Raw genomic sequence first — 24,886 nt, 5'->3', positions numbered from 1 at the left:
AATGGCTTTTATGGCTTCAGCTTTAAATTCTGCGGTGTAAGTCTTCTGTTTCTTGCTCATGGTAAACTCCTAATGAGTATGTATAGTTTACCAAGTTAAACCCTCCTGTTTTTTAAGCACACATCATACATTTTTGATTTGCTGTAATGACTAGGAGTGGATCCACTGGATAAGTAACAATCATAGGAAATAAATGTATTAGCTGAAAAACAGATTGTTCCATTTTTAAATCTCCACATGGCTTAATAATCGTTACATCTTTTACAGCTAAATTATCTTCATAAAAATCAATATAAAAGTGGCATTGATTATGAACTATATGTTCCTTATGGACCTCATCACCATAATCTAATAAGTAATAATTTTCTTCTTTTTCAATACAATAAGGGCTAAAAATTTCTAAGACTTCTTCTTTAGTGGCTGCACCTTTACTACTCATTCCAATAATAAAATATTCGATTCCCATTATTTTTCTCTGATTATTTAGTCTGTTTAATATTTAACATAAAATCTCTTATGCGAAATCAAAAAATAACGTTCAATAAAACTATGAATAAAATATTATTGTGCTTAATCTTAGGTATTCATTGCGTATCTTTCGTATATGCTCAAGAGCCTGGAAGCTCAAAATCTACAGAACGGCTCCTAAAAATGAATAAAACATTGTACGATCAAGTAATCTTAGCAGTACCAGAAATACAATCTATAAGTATTCCGCAGTCATTCGATGAAGAAGATATAACTACTTTTTTGTACAACTGGTTAGATGACTCTTATATGATTTCTGTCGAAACAAAAGATTGGGGAATGCCATATATTTTAAAAGGATTTAATAACTTACTACCTCTAAAAACAAAAAATATAAATATAGAAAAACCTTTAAAAGATGCCTTTTCAATTATTCAAAAATATGAAGAAGAGGAAGAAGCACACGAAGATGATGAAGACTTCGAAAGTGAATTTTCCCCTTTAGATGATACCGATCCACTCATTGCTGGAAAAATAGCAGATCATTTAAGAGAGCATAATCTGTATCTTATTCATCTTTATTATGAAAATAATTATTTCATTGTGATTGATGGACAAGAAAAAGCTAAACAGTTAGAAAAAATCCTAGAGAAGTTTGATCTTCCAGCTAAGTTGATAGAGGAATAATCTAATTAATAAAAAAGCCCGACATCCTGTCGGGCTTTTTCGTATTGGTTCGCTTGGCATAACTCCTGTCGTGCCGCCGATCCTTGTGCGATTATTTATTTTTATTCTGCGGAACATCCTGTTCTCTTATGACTTCATGATATTGAATACAGGGGATTGTGAACATCCGCAAAATCCCTAAATTCATGTGCGCTCAGGCGTACAAAATTGGTGGATTTTTATCCCAAGAGTTGTCCGCAGAAATTGGGGATAATTTAAGCCAGCGCTGTCTTGATAACGCAGAGAAAAATGACAATTTGATTAAATATTGATCAATTTTATTGGCAGAATATATCAAAACTGCGCATAAAAAAGCCGACTTGTTTCCAAGTCAGCTTTTACTGTTTTTGAGGTCGGTTGAAATTTTTTAACTATATGAAAAAAAAAGATATTTTAAAAATCATTTCGTATAACCTCTATTATGTTAAATAAGAAAATTAGTAATTTATTTCTTATATTATTTATAGGCAGTATTATTAACCCACAATCCTAGCTTCGTAATAAAGCAAGTATAATCATCCTCAACGTCAAAGCTGTAAGTTTTTAATCGGAATGTCTCTGAGAGAACGTGAACACTTTCACCATTAACACATATTGGACTAGGTACATTATCATCACCTATACATTCGATAGGTCCTTCTAAGCCATATTTGATAAAAGTAAAATATTCAACATTTTCAATATCAAAACCTTTTTTATCCGCATTAAATATATTGCTAGGATGGTAACTTCCAGCCACATTTTCCATACTTGTTTTTCGTAATGGATTCACCATAAAAACAAGACCAATGATTTCTTGATCAGATGTTTCTATAGCTTGACCGTTCTTCAACTCATCCAAGCGCGTCCATCCAATATTCTTAACCCAGAATGTCTGATTAGACCTCAGCATATTACTGACCATTTTTCCTTTGCGAGAAAGTTGCAATAATTTGCTTTTATTTAATTTTGATAAATCTGTATTTGCTTTAATTTGGAAATAGGTTAGCTCCCAAATCTCACTATTCTCACAAGTAGATATTCTTATAACAGGTTTATAGCATAACTCTCCGTCACCATTTTTTGGCTTTGACAGTACTAAATCTCCGACTTTAATGTTCTGAATGGCGATTAAACCTTTGTCTGTATTTATACGTGTTCCAGCAGGAAAACCAGCCCCTGAATTAAGATATGAGTCCATAAGTCTCTCTTATATTTTTAATTTGATGATTAGTGAGCTTTCCTAAAATTAACATAATACGCGTTATGCGAAATTAGAAAAATGAGTTTATTGCACTGATATTTATCTGTTTTTTAAATTTTAGACCTGGGTTGGTGCCCAGGTTTTTTTTGTTATTCACCAATTAAAATGTCTGTGCGATAAACCATTTAAAATGTCCTGTTTTTAACTACAAGAGTCAAGTACAGGATTTAAATTTCTTTGTTCAATAACAACTTTCTGAGCTTTACGACTCGGCATACTTTTCTTGAGACGGGAACGTTTATTCTGTTTCTCCAATTCCTCATGTTGCTGCTGGATATGGGCCAGGACCGAACCTAATCTTTTATTCTCAACCACTTCATTCTGCTGTAGTCCAGCCAGTTTATTGAAGACGCTATAGTTGATCTTCCGTCCTTCATGCATGATTGCCACAGTACCATCCGGGTACTCCAGAAATGAAATGTATTGCCCAACAAGCTTATGATTCAGCTCTGTCGGTTCAAGCATATAAATACACTTGTCATAGGTCAGGGTCAGATTCTTGGTGACCTTACGCGGTTCCTGCCAGGTAAAAATATCATCCAGTTCAAGATCAGATTCGCTTAATGGCCGATGCAGGTTCTTTGAGTTTCGCGCACATTTGGCGAACTTCTGATTGAACTGCTCAATAAAGCAGGGTAACCATATATTGGCCTCTGCAATCGAACCGATGCCTTCCAGGCGCATCTCCTTGATCAGACGGTCCTGAAGGGTTCTGTTGGCACGTTCCACACGACCTTTGGCTTGGGGTGAGTTGGCAAAGATAATATCGATGTTCAAATTATTCAGAATCCGCCCAAATTGCGTAATCTGGCTGTCTTGCCTGGATTTTTGATTAACTCTGAATACCGAATGCTTGTCGCTATAAAAGGCTAGAGGTTTGCCGTATTGTTCAATGTAGGCTCGGGTTGAAAGCATGTAGTCAAAGGTCGTTTCAGCCTCACAAAAGCGCAGATGCAACAGCTTTCCAGTAGCATCATCGATATAAACCAACAAGCAGCATTTTGCAGCTCGACCTTCAAACCAGTCATGATATGAGCCATCAATTTGGATCAGTTCACCGAAGCAATCCCGGTTATAACGTGGCTGATATGGGCGCTTCAGGCGCTTGGATCGCGGAATCCACAGGTCATTGGCCGTCATCCAGAGCCGAAGCGTTTCTACCGGGATATTCAGGTCAAACATGCTGCTGAGCTTCTCATGCGCCAAGGTGGGTCCAAAGCCCAGCAAATGTTCAGCAATAATGGAAAGGCACTTTGATTTTAACAAGTCATCATGGCGACGATGGCCAGGTTGACCACGACTGGCATGTGCCATACCTGAGACACCATCTTGATTGAGCTTCTGCAATAACCGGGTAATTTGACGGGTGGAAAGATTTAGGATTTCAGCAGCACGGACCTGGGTAATACGATAATCTCGAACGTCTTGCAGAACTGCAAGCCGTTGAATTTCTTTGTCAGACATAGTGATCAGCATCTATATTTATATCCAGTCCATGGTGATAAAAACCATCATAAACTAGACATTTTTATTGGTGAGAATATAGACACTTTAAATGGGTTCTAACAAATTCAATTCGTATAATATAGATTATGTTAAATTGAGTACATGATACAAAGCAATGCAATCAATTGATTGCATCTAGAAAAGCTCATGCAGTTATTCCCCCCAGAAAAAATGCAAGACCTTGGAAAGATACAAAAGCACATTCTCAAGAGAGAAATGAATTACTTCGAACAGTTAAACATTTAGGCAGAATACTATGGAAAAAATGGTAAGGCTATCATCGGCGAAGCTTGGTTGAGACCAAGGTGCATTGTATCAAGTTACTCAAGAAATTTTGACAGCCAAGTCAATGAGATTCATGCACGTGTGACCGTCTCAAATAAGTTTACGGAGCTAGGCCGTCCTCATACCCAAGTTACCACTTAATTTTGAGGTACTTAAGGGAATTCTACTTTTTAATCTTTGTACAACAACGCCGTAGTCAGGTCACCCCATATCGATATGTTGCCTTGAATAATCAAGGCTTTATTGTAAGACGACCAATTCGTTTTACGATAGACTTTTAAGGATGGGCTTATTCATTTGGAAACTATATTGCTGAATAAGCCATCATGAATAAGTTTGTGTAACAAAGCCTTTTGACCGTGATCAGCCAGATGTTTATTATTCCTTAGCAGGCTTTAGCATCTGGCTGCACGGTTTTAGGCAACTCACGACGTAGAATTTTACCGACTGCAGACTTTGGCAATCCAGACACAAACTCAATATATTTTGGCAGCTTATAACTGGTCAGTTTTAGTCTCAGATAAGTCATGACTTCATTCACGGTCAGACTGGTATCCTGTTTTACAATAAAGGCTTTCGGGACTTGTCCAGATTTTTCATCATCCACCCCAATGACGGCACATTCCAGTACTTTAGGATGTTTGGATAAAACACCTTCCAGCTCATTTGGATAAACGTTAAATCCAGAGACCAGAATCATGTCCTTTTTACGGTCCAGAATGGTGATATAACCCTTCTCGTCCATACAGCCGATATCACCTGTCAGAAAGAAACCATCTTTGGTAAATACCTGTGCTGTTGCTTCCGGTTGCTTCCAATAACCTTTCATCAACTGAGGGCCGCGAATAGCAATTTCCCCAGCCTGATGAAGGGCTACAGATTTTCCTTCATCATCCAGAATCTGAATTTCTGTGCCTGCCAATGGCAAACCAATACTACCGCTAAAGCGCTTGCTTAAAGGCGGGTTAAATGTTGCCGTTGGTGAGGTCTCAGAAAGACCGTAGCCTTCATAGATATGACAGCCTGTGACTTCATACCATAATTCTGCCGTATTTTTTAAAACAGATGCACCGCCACCTGTCGTGGTTTTTAGGCGTGAGTGATCCAGCTCGCGAAAACGTGGATGATGAGCCAATGCATTAAACATGGTATTCACGCCCGGAAACACCGTCGGAGGATGTTTATGATATTGATCTACCAATGCATCCAGATCTCTTGGATTTGGAATCAGGACATTGGCAAAACCGCGACTCAGACCATAACTGAACAGGCAAATAGTAAAACCATAAATGTGATACAGCGGCAAGGCACAAAACACATATTCTTCTTCAGTGGCATAACGATCGCCAAAATGGCTAATGAACACCGTACTGTTCTGGGCAATATTAAATAAGATATTGCGATGACTGAGTTCAGCCCCTTTGGAAACACCTGTAGTCCCACCGGTATATTGCAGAATGACAGTATCTTCCTGCTGCTGTACAGGCGCTACAAAATCAATCACCTGTACCTGATCAATGGCCTGCTTAAAGTCAGAAAAATGTTTATCAGGATATTGCGCTGTTTGGCTATAAATTGAAACTGACTGATCCTGAATGAAATCGAGCGGATGGGTAGAAATCACATGTTTTAGCGCAGAACATTCATCCAGATTATTTAACTGTTCTAAGGTTGAGCCCAGAATAATCAAGGCTTCTGCTCCTGAATCCTGAACTTGATGATACAACTCACGCTGGGTGTACATCGGGTTTACATTAACCAGAATATAACCCGCACGAATAATCGCGAAAGTCGCAATCGGATATTGAATAATATTCGGCAACATCACCGCGATGCGGCTACCGGCTGCCAAGCCTAGATTTTGAAGATAGGTCGCCAGTTTCTGGCTATAAACGTCAATATCCTGATAGCTGAACTTTCGATCCAGATAGAAAAATGCGGTTTTATCCTTAAATTTAAGCAGGTTCTCAGCAATCGTTGTGCTCAAAGTTTTATCAGGGTCAGGCCGGGTAAATTCCGGATTGACGTTCCATTTTTTATATTCTTCCATCCATGGCTGACTAGTCATTACAGCACTCCTATCCTTGATTTTAAATTTATTTTGTATCGTGAAACTTTATTTTGATTAAAAAATAATAACGTTATCTTTCCTCCCAAATCAATGCAATATTTGGCTAATTTCAAATTTTTACAAATAAAATCACGAATTTTATGGCTAATTATTTGGATATATTTTATCAATTAATAATACAACATTTCTTATAGCGAAATAATAAATCAGCAAAAGCAACAAAAGAATGTGGATTCATTCTTATAAAACAACAACGTAACAAGAAAAGGATGTCGATGATGACGTATGAAACTTCAGTGCTAGAAGCTGAACGGGTCACAGTTCAGCCTAAAAAAATATGGATGACCGCGTTTATTCTATGTTTTCTTATTTTACTTGCAGACGGTGTTGATCTGGCTTTTTTGGCCTATAGCCTCACCAGTATCAAAGCTGAATTTAATTTAACCACCGTTCAGGCAGGTGCCTTAGGGAGCTGGAGTCTGGTCGGTGGAGTGATTGGCGGATTAATTGGCGGTTGGGCCTGTGACCGTTTTGGCCGGGTGAAAGTTATTGTATTTTATATGATTCTTGCTTCCAGCTTATCCTGCACCTTGGGCTTTGTAGAATCTTACCATCAGTTTTTAATTATCCGCAGTATTGCAGCTATTGGACTGGGTTCCCTATACATCGCCTGTAATACCTTAATGTCAGAATATGTTCCGACAAAATACCGGACAACTGTTCTGGCGGCACTTATGACCGGTTTTACCCTAGGTTCATTATGTGCAACTTTACTGGCGGGTTGGATTATTCCTGAATATGGCTGGCGTATGCTGTACTGGATTACCATTTGCCCTATTGTTCTGGCTTTTCTGCTTTATTTTCTTGTTCCTGAACCGGATTCATGGCTACGTTCACGTGAATTAAAACGTCAGGAAGCAGCTAGCAAAGTTAAGGTGAAAAAAGAGAATCCTTATAAAGTCATTCTCAAAGATAAAAATCACCGCTGGATGTTTTTACTATGGATTTTAAGTGCAGGTGCCCTGCAATTTGGCTATGCCGGTTTAAGTAACTGGTTACCTGCCTATCTGGAATCGGATCTGGGCATCAGCTTTAAGGCTATGACTGGCTATATGGTTGGCACGTTTATGATCATGATTTTTGCCAAGATCGTCGCAGGCATTCTGGCAGATCGTTTCGGACGACGTGCCTTGTTCGCTTTTGGAACCATGGGCACAGCCCTGTTTCTTCCGATTGTAATTTATTTCAATACACCGACCAATATTTTGTACCTGATGCTCATGTTCGGCTTCTTGTATGGTATGCCATTTGCCATTAATGCCACATATATGACTGAAAGCTTCCCTACTTCGATTCGTGGTACAGCAGTAGGTGGTGCATTCAATATAGGCCGTATCGGAGCAGTATTTGCCCCACTCACTATTGGTTATTTTGCCCATGGAGGCTCAATTGGAACGGGACTATTGGTAATGGCAGGTGCCTATTTTATTTGCGGTCTGATTCCTGCACTGTTTATACGTGACCGCTTATATGATCCGCAAAAAGCAGATTAATCTCTATCATCTTTTAATAAAAAACCAGTCAAATAGACTGGTTTTTTTAATGAATAAAATTTAAAAATCAGACAACTTTTCTTTGAGCATTTTCCATGTATTCATAATGGTAACCACTGCGAATAAAATGCTGGTTTTTGTCTCTAAATGAATGCGCATAATCTGGCCAGACCAAAGTCAGCTTGCGGCTCACCGGGTCCAGATACCAGCTTTTACAGCTTTCTGATAACCAGACACTGCCTTGGGAAAGCTGCTGTAACTCCTGCATATAGGCATTTTCAGCATCTTGATCAGCTTCAAAGGCCTGAATCTGTTCCTGTTCAAAAAACTGCAAGGCGTCCAGTACCAGATCAAACTGGGTTTCCAGAAAATAAAGCGCTGAGTTATGCCCACTTCCGGTATTAGGACCATTCAGAATGAACAGGTTTGGAAAATTATGGACTGTCGTAGATTGATAACCCTGCATACCACTAGACCATTGCTGCTCCAGACTTAGGCCATGTTTACCCACTACCTTTGAGGCATAAGGTGGTCGTGCTGCTTCAAATCCAGTAGCAAAGACGATGATATCTGCAGAATATTCATTGCCTGATTTGCTGATTACACCGTCTTTTGTGATGGCGGCCAAAGCTGAATCTTCAAGCGTGACATTCGGTTTTAGAAAAGTTGGATAATAATCATTGGACAGCAATAAACGCTTGCAGCCTGGTTCATAATTCGGTGTGAGTTTTCGCTGTAATTCGGGATCTGGTATCTGGTGTTTCAAGAATTGCAGGCAGTTTTTCTTGACCCGCTCGATCTGGCTTTTCAGATTACGGCGCTGGGCAAAATTATATTCATTGCCCCAGAACAAGGAATGTCTTAACTCTGTCATGCTGTCCGGATCTTTGCGGAAAAGCTGTTTTTCTGACTCAGAATAAGGTCGGTCTGGTCGCGGCAAGATATACGGTGCACTGCGCTGCAATACGGTCAGGCTTTTGGCTGTTTTGGCAATTTCCGGTACAAGCTGGATAGCTGAAGCCCCTGAACCCACGACAACCACACGCTGATTATCCAGATTCACTTCGTGATTCCAACGTGCAGAATGCATGACCTGACCTTGAAATTCTTCTAGTCCCGGAATTTGTGGCAGATGTTCATCTGCCAGATGCCCGGTTGCTGTAATTAAAAAATTTGCTTCATAAGAACCTTTAGATGTCTGAATATTCCAGATACGTTTTTCGGTATTCCAGCTGGCTTTTTCGAGCTGAGTATGAAAATCAATATGTGGCCGGATATTTTCCTGATCACAGCATTGAATTAAGTAACGTTGAATTTCTGCCCCTTGCGGAAAGACACGTGACCAGTTGGGATTTTTAATAAACGAGAAAGAATATAAATGTGACGGTACATCACAGGCGACACCGGGATAGGTATTATCACGCCATGTTCCGCCCACTTCTGCTGCACGTTCAATGATTTTAAAATCGTGAATGCCCTGCTGTTTAAGACGGATCGCCATGCCTAATCCACCAAAACCGCTGCCTACAATTAAAATCTTGCTGCGCTGTCCTTGAGCTTGCATTATTTTTCTCCTTTTTTTAAGGCATCATGGGCTGGATTTTCTGATTCGCCGGATACTGTTCTGGATGCTGGCTAAACTGGTTGATCAGTTGCACCACTTCCGCTGGCGCTTCAATATGGATTGCATGTCCTGAAGCTATTTCGATATAGCGGCTGTTCTGAATCGAAGCAAACAGTAATTTTGCTTGCGCTAAAGGCACCATCCGGTCTTCACGGCAAGCCACGATCAAAGTCTCCGCAGAGATGTTCGGCAAAATGGCGGTGATGTCAATGCGATAATTCAGTTCACGCTGTTTGGCTGCATCTTGAGAAGGCTTAACGAAGCGTGCCAGATCAAGCACCTGTTTTTCAGTTCGAACAGACAGATAATCATCGCTATACAGGCAATAATTCACAAAATGCGGTAAAGCTGCGGATTGATCGTTAAATAGCCGTTGCCAGATCGTGGTCCGTAGTTGTTGCACCGAGCTGGTTTTTGCCCAACCTGCTAACAGAATCAAACGTGCCACGCGCTGTTTAAGACTCGCAGCTACTTGTGCAGCAATCACAGCACCAAGTGAATAACCCACCACAGTAATTGCTTCATCTTCTGCAACTGCATGCTGGATCAGTGCTTCAACTTGTTGACTAAAATCAGTCACTGCCAGATCGGCTTTATCTGGAGTATGCAAATCAAGCGATAAAACCCGCTGATGGATACCGAGCATGGGGAAAATATAGCTGAAATGTTTGTCCGTATTTCCACCCGTACCATGGATCAGAATGATGGTGGGATATGAGGATTTCTGTCCGACTTCATGATAAGTGAGTTGCAGATCACCATAAGGACATTGTCGCGTAATCGTGTCTAAATCCATATAGACTCCTGATCTTGTTGTTTTATGGCCGATGTAATACTGAAAAGTACCTATCGATATTGAGTTTTGTGCAGGATAAAAAAAGTAGTAACAAAAAAAGACCCACGATCGAGAGATTGATCGTGGGCAAAAGGATTAATCGAATTTAAATTCTTCAGGAGTCAGCAGGAACAGGCTCTCACCACCGGCCTGAATATTGGCAACGTGAGTTGAAGTTCTTGGCAGAATCCGGGCAAAGAAGAATTGTGCCGTTTTGATCTTCGCTGCATAGAACGGATCAGTATTACCTTCTTCAATCTTTTGCTGCGCCGTAATCGCCATTTTCAGCCATAAATACGAAGACACCACATAACCAGAGAAATATAGGTAGTCAACTGATGCTGCCCCAATTTCATTGGCAGACTGTTGTGCCTGAGCCTGAATCGTTTTGGTTAATTCTAGCCATTGCTCAGTCAGCTGGCTCACTTGTGCAACCTGCTGGTTAAACTGGGCATGTTGCTGATGCTCTTTAACAAAGCCCTGAATCTCATCCGTTAATGCAGTGAGCAAACCCAATTTTGAACCTAGCACTTTACGCGCCAGCAAGTCGATTGATTGAATTTCAGTAGTACCTTCATACAGACTGGCAATACGTGCATCACGGGCAATCTGTTCCATGCCATGTTCAGCAATATAGCCGTGTCCACCAAAGACCTGCATACCGTGTTTGGCAGCTTCTACACCTGTTTCGGTCATTAAGGCTTTAGCAATTGGGGTCAATAATGCCAGACGGTCTTCTGCAGCTTTCTTCTCTTCAGGATTGTCCGTTGCTTCCGCAATATCAGCATAAGTCGCCAGATAATAAGCCAAGGCACGTGAACCTTCTGCAAATACTTTTTGAGTCAATAGCATATTGCGTACTGCCGGATGCACGATAATTGGATCCGCAGGCAGGTTTGGTTCTTTAGCACCTTCAAGTGAACGCATCGCCAGACGGTCTTTGGCATAAGCCAACGCGCCTTGATAAGAAGATTCAGCTGCAGCCAAACCTTGAATCGCTGTACCAATACGCGCAGAGTTCATAAAAGTAAACATGCAGTTCAAGCCGCGGTTTTCAGGCCCGATCAGGAAACCTTTGGCATTATCAAAATTCAGTACACAGGTCGCATTGCCATGAATACCCATCTTGTGTTCAATCGCGCTACACACCACACCATTGCGTGAAGCCACATTTCCAGCTTCATCCAGATTGTATTTAGGCACGATAAACAGCGAAATACCTTTAGTACCTGCAGGCGCATCCGGTAAACGCGCCAATACAATGTGTACGATATTTTCAGCCAGGTCATGCTCACCTGCTGAAATAAAGATTTTCTCACCGCTGATACTGTAGCTGCCATCTTCATTTGGCACCGCTTTAGTACGGATCAGGCCCAGATCAGAACCGGCATGTGATTCAGTTAAACACATGGTTCCGGTCCAGCGACCTGCAATTAAAGGTACCAGGAATTTCTGTTTCTGTTCATCGCTACCATGATGCTCTAAAGTACGCATCGCACCATGAGACAGGCCTGGGTACATACCCCAAGACCAGTTAGTCGCCGTAATAATTTCTGAAATAGCAATACGGTATAAGGTCGGGAAGCCTTGGCCACCATATTTTTCATCACCAGTTAATGAGGTAAAACCAAGTTCTACATATTTGTCATAAGCAGCTTTAAAACCATCCGGTGTAGTCACGACGCCATCTTGCAGACGACAGCCCTGCTGGTCGCCTGTCGCATTAATTGGTAGAAGTTCGTTTTGGCAAAAATCAGCAGCGACTTCCAGATATTGTTCCATAATATCCATAGAAACTTTGTCTGCGAACTTTGCATAGCCTTCGTATTTCTGTTCAACATTGAGCAGATCTTTCAGGACAAACTTCATGTCTTTTAATGGCGCAATATAATTTCTCATCGTAATTCCCTTGTATGAGTTCTAATTTGTATATTTATGACAATTAATTTCATAATACGAAATTATGTTTTAGGTCGAATATAATATAAGTGCATGGATAAAATCTAGTCATGACATAAAAAATCACATTTAAAAAATTAAAACTTTGGTATAAAAAAGCCATTCGGTAATGAATGGCTTTTTATTAAATGATCAAAATAAAGCGATCTAGCGCGGGAAAAACTGAGCCAAACGTTGCTGAACAATCTGTTCTGCTTCTTGCATGATATTGTCAATCAGCGTTTGACAGGTCGGGATATCATGGATCAATCCCATGACTTGACCTGCTGTCAGTACGCCTGCATCTACATCGCCATTTTCCAAAGCCAGCTTGCCTTTTAAGCCACTGACATAAGGGCGAATCTGTTCAAATTCCAGATTTGGATCTTCACCCATTTTAACGACGAGGTCAGATACCGCATTTTTCGCAACACGCGCAGTATTTCTGAACTGGCGGTAAAGCAGATGCGTTGCCCTTTCATCATTGTCGACATAAAACTGCTTGATGTTGGGATGGATTGGCGCTTCTTGTGTGGCACAGAAACGTGTCCCCATATTGATGCCTTCAGCACCTAAAGCGAGTGCTGCTACCAGACCACGACCATCCGCAAAACCACCACTCGCTACAATCGGTATAGTGAGCTGATCAGCGGCTGCTGGAATCAGGATTAGTCCAGGAATATCATCTTCACCCGGATGGCCGGCACATTCAAAACCGTCAATCGAGATCACATCCGCACCGATTCGTTGTGCTGAAAGTGCATGTCTGACCGAGGTACATTTATGAATCACAATGATGCCGTGCTGTTTAAAGGCCTCAATATGTTCATGTGGCTTGTTACCTGCCGTTTCTACAATCTTGATTCCACTTTCAATAATGGCCTGACGATATTCGGCATACGGCGGTGGGTTTACAGCGGGTAATAAAGTTAAATTGACCGCAAAAGGCTGATCCGTCATTTCACGGCAACGTGCAATTTCCTTGGTCAGCGCTTCAGGTGTGGGTTGTGTCAATGCCGTCAGCGTTCCCAAACCACCCGCATTGGAGACTGCACTGGCCATTTCTGCGGTACCGACCCACATCATGCCGCCCTGAATAATCGGATAGCGAATGCCTAAAAGCTCGGTGATACGCGTTTGAATTTTCATGAATGCTCTCCTTAGCGTCCGGTAAATTGTGCAGGGCGTTTTTCGACAAAGGCCTGCACACCCTCTTTGTAGTCCTGGCTACTTAAGGCCAAGTATTGCAGGTTTTGTTCCAGCTCCAGTTGCTGATCCATGCTATTTTCAGCACTGCGTTGCAAAGCCTGTTTGGTTAAGGCCAGTGCATAGGTCGGCTGTCGTGCCAGTCGCTGTGCAAGCTCATCGATATAAGCATCAAATTCTGCATCAGGGATCATTTTCCAGATCATACCCATTTCAGCCGCTTCTTTGGCATGCACAGGCTCACCAAGTAAAGTCAGTGCCATGGCACGTGCATAGCCGATCAAACGCGGCAACATCCAGGTGCCGCCGGCATCAGGAATTAAGCCAATTTTAGAAAAGGCTTGAATAAATTTGGCACTTTCCTTGGCAATAACCAGATCGCAAGCTAGTGCGATATTGGCCCCTGCACCGGCAGCCACACCATTTACTGCCGCAATCACCGGTTTGGGGCTTTTACGAATCAGGTTGATCAAAGGATTATAATATTTGGCTAGAGAGCCTTCGGGAGGCAACGGCACACTACCGAGCTGCCCAGCACGTTCTTTTAGATCCTGTCCCGCTGAAAATGCTCGACCATTACCACGAATCATAATCACCCGAATATCCGGATTCGTATTCCAGCTTTTCAGCACCTGCTGCACTTCCTCATGCATTTGTCGGTTGAAACTGTTCAATGAATCTGGCCGGTTAAAACTTAAAGTCGCGACGCCTTGCTGAATCTGGGTTTGAATCATTTCCCACATCATCAATTTCCTTATTTTTTTATCTGTATCTCTACAATTAATAGCCTTTATTAACATCCACCTGATGACACAAATCCAGGCCCTGATTTAAGCGGCGGTCATTTTCCAGTATCTGCTCTACCACTACAGACATTGGGGCATGTGAGGCAACATGTGGTGTCACCACAATTTTTTCGTGCTGCCAGAATGGATGGTCAGCAGGTAATGGCTCCTGCTCAAAGACATCTACAATCGCACCACGTAGATGACCTGAATCCAGTACATCCAATAAATCCTGCTCGATTAAATGCTGGCCACGCCCGACATGAATCAAAGCTGACTGTTCAGGCAGTTGCTGAAATAATTCAGCAGAAAGAATCCCAGTATTCTCTTCGGTAAGGGGTAGCAGGTTAATCAGAATCTGACTTTGCGCCAGGAACTCGGAAAGCTGTTCTTGACCCACATAACTTTTAACTTGATTAATATCTTTTGGGGAATTCGACCAACCAGAAACTTGATAGCCCATGTCTGCGAAACGTTCTGCTACGTATCCGCCCATATGCCCCAGTCCCATAATCCCGATCTGGATATGATGGCTATAGCTCTGGCGATACTGCTTCCACAGCTGCTGCTTTTGCTGTTGGATCATGCGGTCAAAATAACGCTGAAAATACAGCACGCCCCAAAGCAGATAATCAAACATGCCCTTTTGGTGATGTGGATCCAGTACCCGGCAAACGGCTTGATCTGGGCGTACAGCATTTAAGTTTAAATGTTCTACCCCAGCAGCAATCGAATGAATCAGGCCAAGCTTTGGCAGCTTCTGCACTTTTTCCAGATCTGGAAACCAGGCAGCAACTGTGGTTGCCTGTTCAGCTTCCGGACTGTCAACTGTACAGAAACTACCAGCTGGCGCATATTTTTGAAAAGACTTGAGTAGAATGGCCTCAATATTCGGTACAGAACTGGAAATAACAATCATGATGCATACTCCGTATATTGATGCTCAATCAGGGACAAAGCGGCCTGCCAGGCACGCTGTAAAATCGGTTCAATGAGAGGACTGGCGAACTGCTTCGCTGTTTTAATTCGGACTTCTTCTGCTGGATAATGCAATTCAGCACCGCCGCTTAAGGCTTTCACCTGTGCCTGACAGGCGCGCTCCAGGTAATAGATTTCATGAAAAGCCCGTGCAATGGTCTCCCCAGCCGTTAATAGTCCATGATTTCTTAAAATCATGGCACGATGGTCGCCCAAGTCCTGAATCAGGCGCTCCTGCTCATCTGTTGAGAGTGCAACGCCTTCGTATTCGTGATAGGCCACATGCTGATAAAATTTCATGGCGTGTTGGGAAATTGGAAGAAGCCCGTGTTTCTGAGCAGAGACGGCAATTCCATCCGCGGTATGCGTATGAATGACACAGTTCAGATGAGGATGCGCGTCATGAATTGCAGAATGAATCACAAAGCCTGCCATATTGACTGGCTTGTCTTGTTCATAGCTTTCTACCACCTGCCCTTCATGATTAATCTTCACCAGCGTTGAGGCACGCATTTTTTCAAATGCGACACCATATTGATTAATCAGAAAGCAGTCTGGTTGATCTGGGACTCTTAGGCTGATGTGGGTATCAATCAGGTCAGTCATCCGATAATGCGCAATAATGCGATAAAGCGCAGTCAGTTCACAGCGTGCCTGCCATTCAGCAGTTGTGACGAGATTTTTTATTGTCATCATTCCATCCTGGAAAAATATAGCATTTCGATCACTATCTGTTATATCATAATTTTAGAAAAACAGAATATTATTTCATAAAGCGAAATATTTTATTAAAGGGAAGCTATATGACTACAGCTCAAATGAATGGACTTGAATATCTAACTGCAATTAAAAATGGCGAATTACCTGGCTCAGCGATGGGACAACTCATTCCCATGAAACTCAGTGTAGTCCGTGAAAACTATGTGGAATATGAAGTTTATCCAGATGAACGTCATTTCAACCTGCAAGGCGGCATTCATGGTGGATTCTGCGCCACGGTTCTAGACAGCGTAACCGGTGCAGCAGTTCATACTACAGTTGATGCGGGCGTGAGTTTTTCCACTATTGACCTGAATGTCAAAATGCTCAAAGCCATGAAAAATAGCGAAACTTATACTGCGATTGGCGAAGTGATCCGGATTGGACGCAATGTGTTGACTTCAGAAGGCCGAATTGTAGATAAAGACGGTAAAATTTATGCCTTTGGTTCAGCAACTTTATTGGTTACTGGCCGTAAATAATCCTTACGCTGATTTAAACATTCCCTGCATTTGCAGGGATTTGTATTTCTATATAAATAGCCCAATAAAAAATGCCATGCATATCATCTATACATGGCATTAATACGATAACTAAAGCTGTTATGCAGCTTCAGGGTTTTCAATCACCATCGCCAGGCCTTGACCCAGACCGATACACAGGCTGATCACGGCATATTTTTTACCAGTACGCTGTAATTGACGCGCAACAGTTAAAGCCAAACGCGCACCTGAACAGCCTAGTGGATGGCCAATCGCAATGCCACCACCATTTGGGTTGACACGCGGATCATCAAAAGCCACATCCAGACCTTTCAGGCAAGATAACACCTGGCTGGCAAATGCTTCATTGATCTCGATAATGTCCATATCATCTAGCGTCAAACCTGCACGTTTTACAGCTTTTTTGATTGCTTCAATTGGGCCCGCACCCATGATGCGTGGCTCAATGCCAGCGGCTGCAGAAGACAGAATACGAGCTAAAGGTTTTAAGCCATACTGTTCCTGAACTTTTTCACTGCCGATAATCAGTGCTGCAGCGCCGTCATTGATACCTGATGCATTACCTGCAGTCACAACACCACCTTCGAAAAGCGGTTTTAACTTGGATAATGCTTCAAATGTCGAAGATGGACGTGGATGTTCATCTTCAGTCACTAATTTAGGCGGTAATTTACGCCCTTGTGAAACTTCAATCGGGGTAATTTCACCTTCAAAGAAACCTGCTTCTTTTGCAGCTTGATATTTCGCTTGTGATGCAGCAGCAAAAGTATCTGCCTGTTCACGCGTAATGCCAAACTCTTCAGCGACGTTATCACCTGTTTCTGGCATGCTGTGCGCGCCAAACTGGTCGGTAAATTTACGGTTCGGGAAACGTGTACCAATCGTGGTGTCATAGATTTTGGCATCACGTGAATACGCGCTTTCAGCTTTAGCCATTACAAATGGTGCACGCGTCATGCTTTCTACACCACCTGCAATATACAGCTCACCTTCACCTGCGGTAATGGCACGTGCTGAATCAATCACAGCACCCAAGCCTGAAGCACAAAGACGGTTTACCGTTTGACCCGGAACTGTCACTGGCATACCTGCAAGCAGTGCCGCAAAACGAGCCACGTTACGGCTGTCTTCACCGGCCTGATTCGTGCTGCCAAAGATCACATCTTCTACGTCAGCTGCTGGAATACCGGTTTTTTCCAGCAGGTTTTTAATGACAGTCGCTGCCAGATCATCTGGACGTACGCTTGCCAGACTTCCTGCATGGCGACCGATTGGTGAACGTAAACCATCATAAATATAGGCATTTAACATGAGTGTTATTCCTTTAACTTTTTAATTAATGTGTAGTATGAACAAGAGCTAAACCGAGCTGAACGCGGCGGCGCAACCAAGGACTTGGGCGGTAACGCTGGTCACGAGTAATCGCAGTCATACGATCCAGAATTTTCAGGATTTTTTCAGCACCTAATACATCGCCCCATTCAATTGGGCCGTATGGATAACCAAGGCCTAATTTCACGGCAATATTAATGTCTTCTACAGTGGCAACACCTTGCTGGGCAATATCACAGCCAAGATTCACGATCATGGCCAAAGCACGCTGAGCCACAAAGCCGACGCTTTCCTGAATTGTGCTCGCAGTCACACCATCCAGATTGAAAATCGATTGTGCTGCGGTTACCAGTTCAGCTTTGGTCACAAACGTTGGCATTAAAGTACGGTGTTTATTCAGACCGTAAAGCAGATCAATACAGACTACTTGCTGCGGAGACACCTGATAGCGGACTGCGGCTGAAGTTGCATCTTCACCATAAGTCGCAATCAGAATTAAAGCATCTGCTGAAGGTGTTTCAGTCTGCTCGATCTGGATGTTGAACAGCTGCAGATATTGCTCAAGCGCCTGACGGTCTTCGCTATATTCTGTACCTAGCCAAACCAATGGATATTGATCCAGCTTTTCAACCAGTGTTGGAGCCACATCACCTACTTTGCTACCTGAAGTGTAATCATAAAAACCTTTACCAGTTTTACGACCTAGCTGTTTAGCAATAAAACGCTGGCGGGTAATCACGCTTGGGCGGTAACGCGCTTCTTCATAATATTGGTGATAGATCGATTCGCTCACTGGATGAGATACATCCATCCCGGTCAGATCGCCTAACTCGAATGGTCCCATTTTGAAACCGATCCCGTCACGATAGATGCGGTCAATGTCATAAAATGGAGTGACATTTTCATTCAGAATTGCATAGGCTTCACTACCAAAGGCACGACCTGCATGGTTAATGATAAATCCTGGGGTGTCTTTGGCTTTTACCGGACGATGTCCCATTTTCGTAGATAACTGAGTGAGCGCATCCACAATATCAGCATGGGTATTAAAGCCTTCAATGACCTCAACCACTTTCATCAGTGGAACCGGGTTAAAGAAGTGATAACCAGCAACGCGTTCCGGCTGGCTGCAATTGGCAGCAATTGCACTGATTGACAGTGAAGATGTATTGGATGCCAGAATTGCTTCCGGCTTCACAATGCCTTCAAGTTGCTGCATCAGCTTTTGTTTGATTTCCAGATTTTCAATAATCGCTTCAACGATTAAATCGCAATCTTTCAGGTCTTCGATCTGCTGGGCAATGGATAAATGAGCAAGATCTTCAGCGGCTTTTTCATGGCTAAATTTGCCTTTATCCGCTAAGGTATTTAATGTTTTAGCCAGCTTTTCCTGTGCCTGTTCAGCAGCACCCGCTTTGGCATCAAACAACACGACATCATGGCCAGATTGAATTGCGATCTGGGCAATGCCCGCACCCATGGTACCTACGCCAATAATACCGATTTTCTGAATTTGAATGCTCATGCTTATCGTCCCTGATAATTTGGTTTACGTTTTTCGATAAAGGCTTGCATACCTTCTTTTTGATCTTCTGAAGAGAACAGCATCTGGAAAGATTTACGTTCCAGCATCAGTCCAGCATTGAGTGGCACATCTTCAGCCAGTAAAGCCACTTCCTTGATTTGTTCAAGCGCGATTGGCGGCATTTTTGCCAGACCTTCAGCCATTTTGATCGCTGTTGCAAGGGTTTCGCTATCTTCCGTTACTTGAGACACCAGACCAATCTGATACGCTTCTGGTGCAGGTACCAGACAACCCGTCATGATGATACGCATCGCATGGAATTTACCTACAGCACGGAATAAACGCTGTGTACCACCAGCACCCGGCATTACCCCTACTTTGACTTCAGGCTGACCGAACTGGGCACTTTTTCCGGCAATAATAATGTCTGCATGCATTGCCAGTTCACAACCACCGCCCAATGCATAACCGTTTACTGCTGCAATCACCGGCTTTGAACACTGTGCAATGGCTTGCCAGTAACGCTCAGTACGACGTTGCATCATCTGGATCGTTTCAGCATTGGCTAATTCTTTAAGGTCAGCACCTGCAGCGAAGTCAGTTTCACCACCAGTAAGAATAATGGCACGGATATTTTCATCGTCATTCAATTGCAGAAAAGCCGCAGCCAGTTTCTGACGCACTTCTGTATTCAGGGCATTTTTAGCTTCTGGTCGATGGATCTTGACCATCGCCACATGTGTCGAGATTTGCTCTACTTGAACTACCTGTTCCATCAAAAATCTCCATTTATTTTGTATAGCGAAATTTTATTTTATATAAAACTACGGTTTCTAAGTGTATAAATCAAGGATTTTTAACTTCAAAATTCAAAAAAGTTATTTTTTACTAAAAATAGAGTAAAAACTCTTGTTCAGTTGGTTATTTTATGATTAATTGATTTCGCAATACGGAATTAATTATTTAAAGTTAAATTTGGCTGTTCATTTAAGTAATTATTAGCCTTATAGCGAAACTAAAAATTAATTTACGTAATAAAGATACTTCGTCGTTCAATGATTTTTTACCCGTATAGGACTGAAAAATCAGATTTAACCTGATTGTTGAGTTGGCTGAACCGAACAAGAACAGACACTTTAGATCAGGAAAAACACTTTTCCGAGAGGAAGAAAAATGGATTTAGCGGTAGCAGAGGAAATGCTACTTTTAATTTATAGAGGATATAAGAATGACAAGCGATACCATCGTAGCTGAGGAAACTAAAACGGGAGTCTCCTCCGACGGCACTGTCAAACAGGCACCTAAACGCCTGTGGATGACAGCCTTTGTCTTTGCTTTTTTGATTTTACTATGTGACGGTGCAGACATTGGTATTCTGGCTTTCAGTTTGACCAGTCTGAAAGCGGAATGGGGACTGACTTCTGTACAGGCTGGTGCCTTGGGAAGTTATTCTCTTTTGGGTATGGGAATTGGTGGCTTTGTCGGTGGATGGGCCTGTGACAAGTTTGGTCGCGTACGTGTCATCGTATTAGCAACTATTGCTTTCTCGATATTGTCTGCCTATTCAGGTTTTGCCCAGTCTTATACTGAGTTTTCAATTTTACGTACCCTTTCTTGCTTGGGTTTAGGCTGTTTATATATTGCCTGTAATACCCTGATGTCAGAATACGTACCGACCAAATACCGTACTACTGTACTGGCAACATTGATGACTGGTTTCACTTTAGGTTCATTGGTGATTACCATGATTTCAGGCTGGATCATTCCTGAGTTTGGCTGGCGTATGCTGTACTGGATCACAATTGCTCCATTAGCTTTGGGTATCCTGATGCACTTTATGGTGCCAGAACCTGAGTCATGGAAACGTGTCCGTGAAATGAAAAGAACTGGTCAGATCGTGGATAACGATGCCAAAAAAGGTAATCCGTACATCACCATTCTTAAAGACAAAACCCATGGCAAGATGTTCATCTTGTGGTCTTTCAGCTCTGGTTTCCTGCTATTTGGCTATTTCGGTGTAAGTAACTGGTTACCAAGTTATCTTGAAGCTGAATTGGGCATTAAATTCAAGGAAATGGCGTTATACATGGTAGGTACCTTTATCACCATGATGTTTGCCAAAATCATTGCAGGTTATGTGGCTGATAAAATTGGTCGCCGTATTGTCTTTGCTTTCGGCACCATGGGAACAGCGCTATTTATCCCTGTCGTGGTGTATATGCATAATGCCGATAACATTGGCGTACTGATGCTAATCTTCGGCTTCCTGTACGGTATTCCATATGCCATTAATGCAACCTATCTAACTGAAAGTTTCCCTACTGGTGTTCGTGGTACAGCAGTGGGCGGTGCATTCAATATTGGTCGTATCGGTGCAATCTTTGCTCCTATTACCATTGGTTATCTTGCGATGCATGGTTCGATCGGTACAGGTCTATTGGTGATGGGTGCAGCATACTTCTTATGCGGTTTGATTCCTGCCCTGTTTATTAAAGACCGTTTATACGATCCGCAAAAAGCTGAATAAGTTTTAACTCAGGAGAGCTGTAAATAAACAGCTCTCCTGAATCCAAATTTCATGACTTTAATATCGAATCCATATGCTTTGACCTGAACAGGATGTGTCGGGTTGAACAAATCGCGTATTCACTATTTAAAAGTCAAAAACTCTGCATTACGTAATAAGAGCAACATTAAGGAAAGATTTTCCTTCTTAGATATCAGAATATTTCTTTAGGGATTAAGAAATGAAAAAATTAGTTTTAGCGACATTATGTGGTATTGCTTCAGCACAGGCATTTTCAGCAGAAGCTTCTGAAGACCGCATGCAATTCTTAGAATCACAGTTAAAGCAGATACAAGCCGAACTTGAACAACAAAAAGCTGCACAACTTGCATTAAAAGACCAGCAGGAACAAGCCAAAACTCAAGACTCCAAAGCTTTGAAATCGTTAGTGGACAATGTCGACGTCTATGGTTTGATCCGTCTTGATGGTGCCATTGATTTTAAGAGTACTCCTAAAGAACGTGGCCGTACCATTAATCAGATCAATAAAGTGCCTTTTACTGAACCTGACTCTACCCGTTCCGATTTTACTGCAGCAGCCAGCCGTATCGGTTTCCTAGCAAAAGATCTAGGTGGCAATCCAAATGTTTCAGCCCGTTTAGAGGCGGACTTCTGGACCAATAATGGTAAAGGCGATGGTGGATTACGAGTTCGTCATGCCCACTTAAAATACTATAACTGGACATTTGGTCAGGCGTGGTCACTGATGTCTACCCCTGAAATTAGCACCGAAGCTGTAGATTACAGTTTGTTTCTAGGCGGTTCGATATTACGTACCCCTCAAGTCAGCTATGCTTTTAAACTTGATCCAGAAAATACCTGGAATGTAGGTTTGGAATATATGGCCGGCGGTGACCGCTCTTCTGCCTTCCCTGCATTAACCACAAAGTTTGTGCATCAGTCTGGTCCAGTACACCTATTAGCTCAAGGTTTTGTCAATCAAAAACAAGCACAGACAGATACAGGTGATATCGACAAAGTAGGTTGGGGTGTGGGTCTAGGTGGCCGCTACCGTTTTGATGATCAAAACTCGATTCAGGGGAACTATTTCCATATGGTCGGTGACCAACGTATTGCAGCCTTTCTAATCCAAGGTTCAACTGCTGATGGTTCAGCTTTGGGTGGAGACTATTCTGTCGATCCAACGAACAATGAACTTTTACTGAATGAGTTTAATAGTCTAAATATCGGCTTTACACATAAATTTACTCCGAAGCTACGTAGTAGTATTAATGCCAGTATTGTTGATTTTGATGATTCCAGCGATTATGCACGTGCGAATCCTGAAACCAATAAGCGTTTAACGGATTACGTAGCAAACGTGATTTATTCTCCAGTGCCAAATATCAATCTGGGTGCTGAATATCATCAAGGCAAGCGTGAAACTTTTGATAATCAAGAAGCGGATGTTTCTCGCGTGAATTTATCAGCGACTTATAGTTTCTAAAGCCTCAGGAGACAAGGATGTCAGCCCAAGGGCAAATTTCAAGAAAATTTATGTTTATGATGGCTATGACCTGCGCACTTTGCGCGGGTTGTAATTATTTTAACCAACCATTAATTTATTCTATTGCAGAAGATTTGCATATCAGTGTAGCCCAGTCTGGCTGGACTGTTGTTTTAACCCAGATTGGTTATGCTACTGGGTTATTTTTATTTGTGCCTTTAGGCGATTTATTTGAAAAACGTCTCTATATTTGCAGCCTCATGCTATGTACCGGACTGGCGCTGATCGGACTTTCTGCCAGTACCAATCTTAATATGCTCTATGGTTTTACCCTGCTCGCCTCTTTCTGTTCCATTACCACCCAGATTCTGATTCCTTTTGCCGCCAACCTCTCTCAACGAGAAAAAAGTGCTGAAGTGGTCGGTCTGCTGATGAGTGGTGTGTTGGTCGGTATCCTGTTTGCCCGAACTATATCAGGACTGATTTCTACCCTATGGTCCTGGCACGCCGTATACCTGTTGAGTGGCTGTTCTATTCTCTTACTCAGTATCGCGATGTGGTATCAGTTACCTAAAGCGAAAAGCCAGCTACAAATGAGCATCTTGCAGATTTATCGCTCATTATTTACCTTTGCCAAAACCGAACCGATGCTGATTCGACGCAGCATCATTGGCAGTCTGGGTTTTGGTATGCTGAGTATTATATTTACCACCATGACTTTTGTGCTGGCGGAAGCACCCTATCATTTTAATGATTTCCAGATTGGATTAATGGGTATTGTTGGTGTAGTTGGTATCTGGTCATCACAATGGACCGGTAAAATGATAGGCCGACATCGGGAAAAATGGGTTGCGCAACTTGCTACCACAGGATTAATTCTGGCCTGGATTCCGCTATTTTTTGCACAAAGCTATTTATGGATATATATCATTGGATTAATTCCTGCATATTTCGGGATTTCTTCGCTACATGTGTTAAATCAGAATCTGGTATATCGGATCTCGGTGCAGGCTCGCTCCCGTATTAATGCAATCTATATGACCTGTTACTTCTCAGGTGCTGGGATTGGTGCATTTCTATCACTCAACCTATGGAAAATGTATGGTTGGTCAGCCTGCGTTGCATTAGGCTTTGTCTTTGCCTTGCTCATCTTTAGTATTAACCGCTATGACCTAAGCCGCGAACGCAATCTGGTCAATATCCAGTCCCAATCCTAATCAATCTAAGCACATATATTGCGCACTCATAAAATATGAGATTGGGTGCGCAGTACATGACATATTATCTCTGCATTTCTATTTTGAATTCTTTGCTGTGAAATTTAGGGCTGTTATCCAGTTTAAAAAGAACTCTCCTGCCAGCATCATTTTCAGGCCAAGTATTGAATTCTTTTTCTCCTAAATAAAGAAAGAGGTGGTCCCACATGTTTGAACAACTAAAAGCGTATTTATAAGTGATATTCCGCTCTAGTTAAGCCACCTTGTTTTGTTGGGGTAGCTGATCATAGTAAAACTCATTTGGTGTCATTTTGTCTAG

At 42.2% G+C, this 24,886-nt stretch carries 20 protein-coding genes and 2 pseudogenes; 7 read left to right on the top strand and 15 right to left on the bottom strand.

Features of this window, described 5'->3' with window-relative positions:
- Positions 1-112: 112 nt before the first annotated feature.
- The gene (locus FTV27_RS15915; RefSeq protein WP_180079275.1) at positions 113-466 is read right to left on the bottom strand and encodes a hypothetical protein; all 354 of its coding nucleotides are present in this window, start codon (positions 464-466) and stop codon (positions 113-115) included.
- A gap of 185 nt (positions 467-651) precedes the next feature.
- Between FTV27_RS15915 and FTV27_RS15910 the strand changes: the two genes are divergently transcribed.
- Positions 652-1,155, top strand: coding sequence for a hypothetical protein (locus FTV27_RS15910; RefSeq protein WP_180079274.1), 504 nt, complete (start codon positions 652-654; stop codon positions 1,153-1,155).
- Positions 1,156-1,651: 496 nt separating this feature from the next.
- On the opposite strand, the gene FTV27_RS15905 is transcribed toward FTV27_RS15910, so the two are convergent.
- Together FTV27_RS15905 and FTV27_RS15900 are read right to left on the bottom strand one after the other, a co-directional pair.
- A complete protein-coding gene (locus FTV27_RS15905) occupies positions 1,652-2,374 on the bottom strand; it encodes a hypothetical protein (protein WP_078194509.1) in 723 nt (240 codons plus the stop codon).
- A 204-nt stretch (positions 2,375-2,578) separates the two neighbouring features.
- Entirely contained in the window at positions 2,579-3,913 is a 1,335-nt protein-coding gene (locus tag FTV27_RS15900; protein WP_180079273.1) for an ISNCY family transposase, read from the bottom strand.
- A 131-nt stretch (positions 3,914-4,044) separates the two neighbouring features.
- Here FTV27_RS15900 and FTV27_RS17265 point away from each other — a divergent pair.
- Positions 4,045-4,369: pseudogene (locus FTV27_RS17265) on the top strand (IS5/IS1182 family transposase); the annotation flags it as partial.
- 50 nt (positions 4,370-4,419) lie between these two features.
- Here FTV27_RS17265 and FTV27_RS17405 read toward each other — a convergent pair.
- A pseudogene (locus FTV27_RS17405) lies at positions 4,420-4,521 on the bottom strand (IS5/IS1182 family transposase); the annotation flags it as partial.
- A gap of 92 nt (positions 4,522-4,613) precedes the next feature.
- The gene (locus tag FTV27_RS15885) at positions 4,614-6,296 is read right to left on the bottom strand and encodes an AMP-binding protein (protein ID WP_180079272.1); all 1,683 of its coding nucleotides are present in this window, start codon (positions 6,294-6,296) and stop codon (positions 4,614-4,616) included.
- Positions 6,297-6,577: 281 nt separating this feature from the next.
- On the opposite strand from FTV27_RS15885, the gene FTV27_RS15880 reads away from it, so the two are divergent.
- Positions 6,578-7,852 carry an MFS transporter gene (locus tag FTV27_RS15880; protein WP_180079271.1) on the top strand — a complete coding sequence of 425 codons (1,275 nt, stop codon included), beginning with the start codon at positions 6,578-6,580 and terminating at the stop codon, positions 7,850-7,852.
- Between the two features lie 67 nt (positions 7,853-7,919).
- Here FTV27_RS15880 and FTV27_RS15875 read toward each other — a convergent pair whose 3' ends face one another.
- The 7 genes from FTV27_RS15875 to FTV27_RS15845 all read right to left on the bottom strand — a co-directional run bounded on the left by FTV27_RS15875 (position 7,920) and on the right by FTV27_RS15845 (position 15,911).
- On the bottom strand, positions 7,920-9,416 hold the full coding sequence (locus FTV27_RS15875; RefSeq protein ID WP_180079270.1) for an NAD(P)/FAD-dependent oxidoreductase: 1,497 nt from the start codon (positions 9,414-9,416) through the stop codon (positions 7,920-7,922).
- Positions 9,417-9,432: 16 nt separating this feature from the next.
- Entirely contained in the window at positions 9,433-10,272 is an 840-nt protein-coding gene (locus FTV27_RS15870; RefSeq protein WP_180079269.1) for an alpha/beta fold hydrolase, read from the bottom strand.
- Between the two features lie 135 nt (positions 10,273-10,407).
- Entirely contained in the window at positions 10,408-12,210 is a 1,803-nt protein-coding gene (locus FTV27_RS15865; RefSeq protein ID WP_125278516.1) for an acyl-CoA dehydrogenase C-terminal domain-containing protein, read from the bottom strand.
- A gap of 207 nt (positions 12,211-12,417) precedes the next feature.
- Complete coding sequence (locus FTV27_RS15860) at positions 12,418-13,398, bottom strand: nitronate monooxygenase family protein (RefSeq protein ID WP_125278515.1); 981 nt, start codon at positions 13,396-13,398, stop codon at positions 12,418-12,420.
- An 11-nt stretch (positions 13,399-13,409) separates the two neighbouring features.
- Entirely contained in the window at positions 13,410-14,198 is a 789-nt protein-coding gene (locus FTV27_RS15855; RefSeq protein ID WP_180079268.1) for an enoyl-CoA hydratase-related protein, read from the bottom strand.
- A 37-nt stretch (positions 14,199-14,235) separates the two neighbouring features.
- Positions 14,236-15,159: a glyoxylate/hydroxypyruvate reductase A gene (locus tag FTV27_RS15850; RefSeq protein WP_180079267.1), complete on the bottom strand. Its 924-nt coding sequence runs from the start codon at positions 15,157-15,159 to the stop codon at positions 14,236-14,238.
- A complete protein-coding gene (locus FTV27_RS15845) occupies positions 15,156-15,911 on the bottom strand; it encodes a class II aldolase/adducin family protein (RefSeq protein ID WP_180079266.1) in 756 nt (251 codons plus the stop codon). Before FTV27_RS15845 ends, FTV27_RS15850 begins: the two co-directional genes overlap by 4 nt.
- A gap of 110 nt (positions 15,912-16,021) precedes the next feature.
- On the opposite strand from FTV27_RS15845, the gene FTV27_RS15840 reads away from it, so the two are divergent.
- On the top strand, positions 16,022-16,459 hold the full coding sequence (locus FTV27_RS15840) for a PaaI family thioesterase (protein ID WP_159123592.1): 438 nt from the start codon (positions 16,022-16,024) through the stop codon (positions 16,457-16,459).
- Positions 16,460-16,579: 120 nt separating this feature from the next.
- On the opposite strand, the gene FTV27_RS15835 is transcribed toward FTV27_RS15840, so the two are convergent.
- From FTV27_RS15835 to FTV27_RS15825, 3 genes are read right to left on the bottom strand one after another with little or no spacing between them, the layout of a single operon-like run.
- Positions 16,580-17,791, bottom strand: a complete 1,212-nt coding sequence (locus FTV27_RS15835; protein ID WP_159123593.1) for a 3-oxoadipyl-CoA thiolase — start codon at positions 17,789-17,791, stop codon at positions 16,580-16,582.
- Positions 17,792-17,816: 25 nt separating this feature from the next.
- Complete coding sequence (locus tag FTV27_RS15830; protein ID WP_180079265.1) at positions 17,817-19,337, bottom strand: 3-hydroxyacyl-CoA dehydrogenase; 1,521 nt, start codon at positions 19,335-19,337, stop codon at positions 17,817-17,819.
- 2 nt (positions 19,338-19,339) lie between these two features.
- Positions 19,340-20,113, bottom strand: coding sequence for an enoyl-CoA hydratase (locus FTV27_RS15825; protein ID WP_004785705.1), 774 nt, complete (start codon positions 20,111-20,113; stop codon positions 19,340-19,342).
- A 452-nt stretch (positions 20,114-20,565) separates the two neighbouring features.
- On the opposite strand from FTV27_RS15825, the gene FTV27_RS15820 reads away from it, so the two are divergent.
- The 3 genes from FTV27_RS15820 to FTV27_RS15810 all read left to right on the top strand — a co-directional run bounded on the left by FTV27_RS15820 (position 20,566) and on the right by FTV27_RS15810 (position 24,567).
- On the top strand, positions 20,566-21,864 hold the full coding sequence (locus tag FTV27_RS15820; protein ID WP_180079264.1) for an MFS transporter: 1,299 nt from the start codon (positions 20,566-20,568) through the stop codon (positions 21,862-21,864).
- 220 nt (positions 21,865-22,084) lie between these two features.
- Entirely contained in the window at positions 22,085-23,350 is a 1,266-nt protein-coding gene (locus FTV27_RS15815) for a DcaP family trimeric outer membrane transporter (protein ID WP_180079263.1), read from the top strand.
- A 17-nt stretch (positions 23,351-23,367) separates the two neighbouring features.
- Positions 23,368-24,567 carry an MFS transporter gene (locus FTV27_RS15810; protein WP_180079262.1) on the top strand — a complete coding sequence of 400 codons (1,200 nt, stop codon included), beginning with the start codon at positions 23,368-23,370 and terminating at the stop codon, positions 24,565-24,567.
- Positions 24,568-24,886 lie beyond the last annotated feature (319 nt).

The organism is Acinetobacter sp. YH12251, assembly GCF_013417465.1.
Lineage (GTDB): Bacteria > Pseudomonadota > Gammaproteobacteria > Pseudomonadales > Moraxellaceae > Acinetobacter > Acinetobacter amyesii.
The sequence above is the reverse complement of the archived record's forward strand: the minus strand, read 5'-3'. Positions and strand labels throughout refer to the sequence as shown.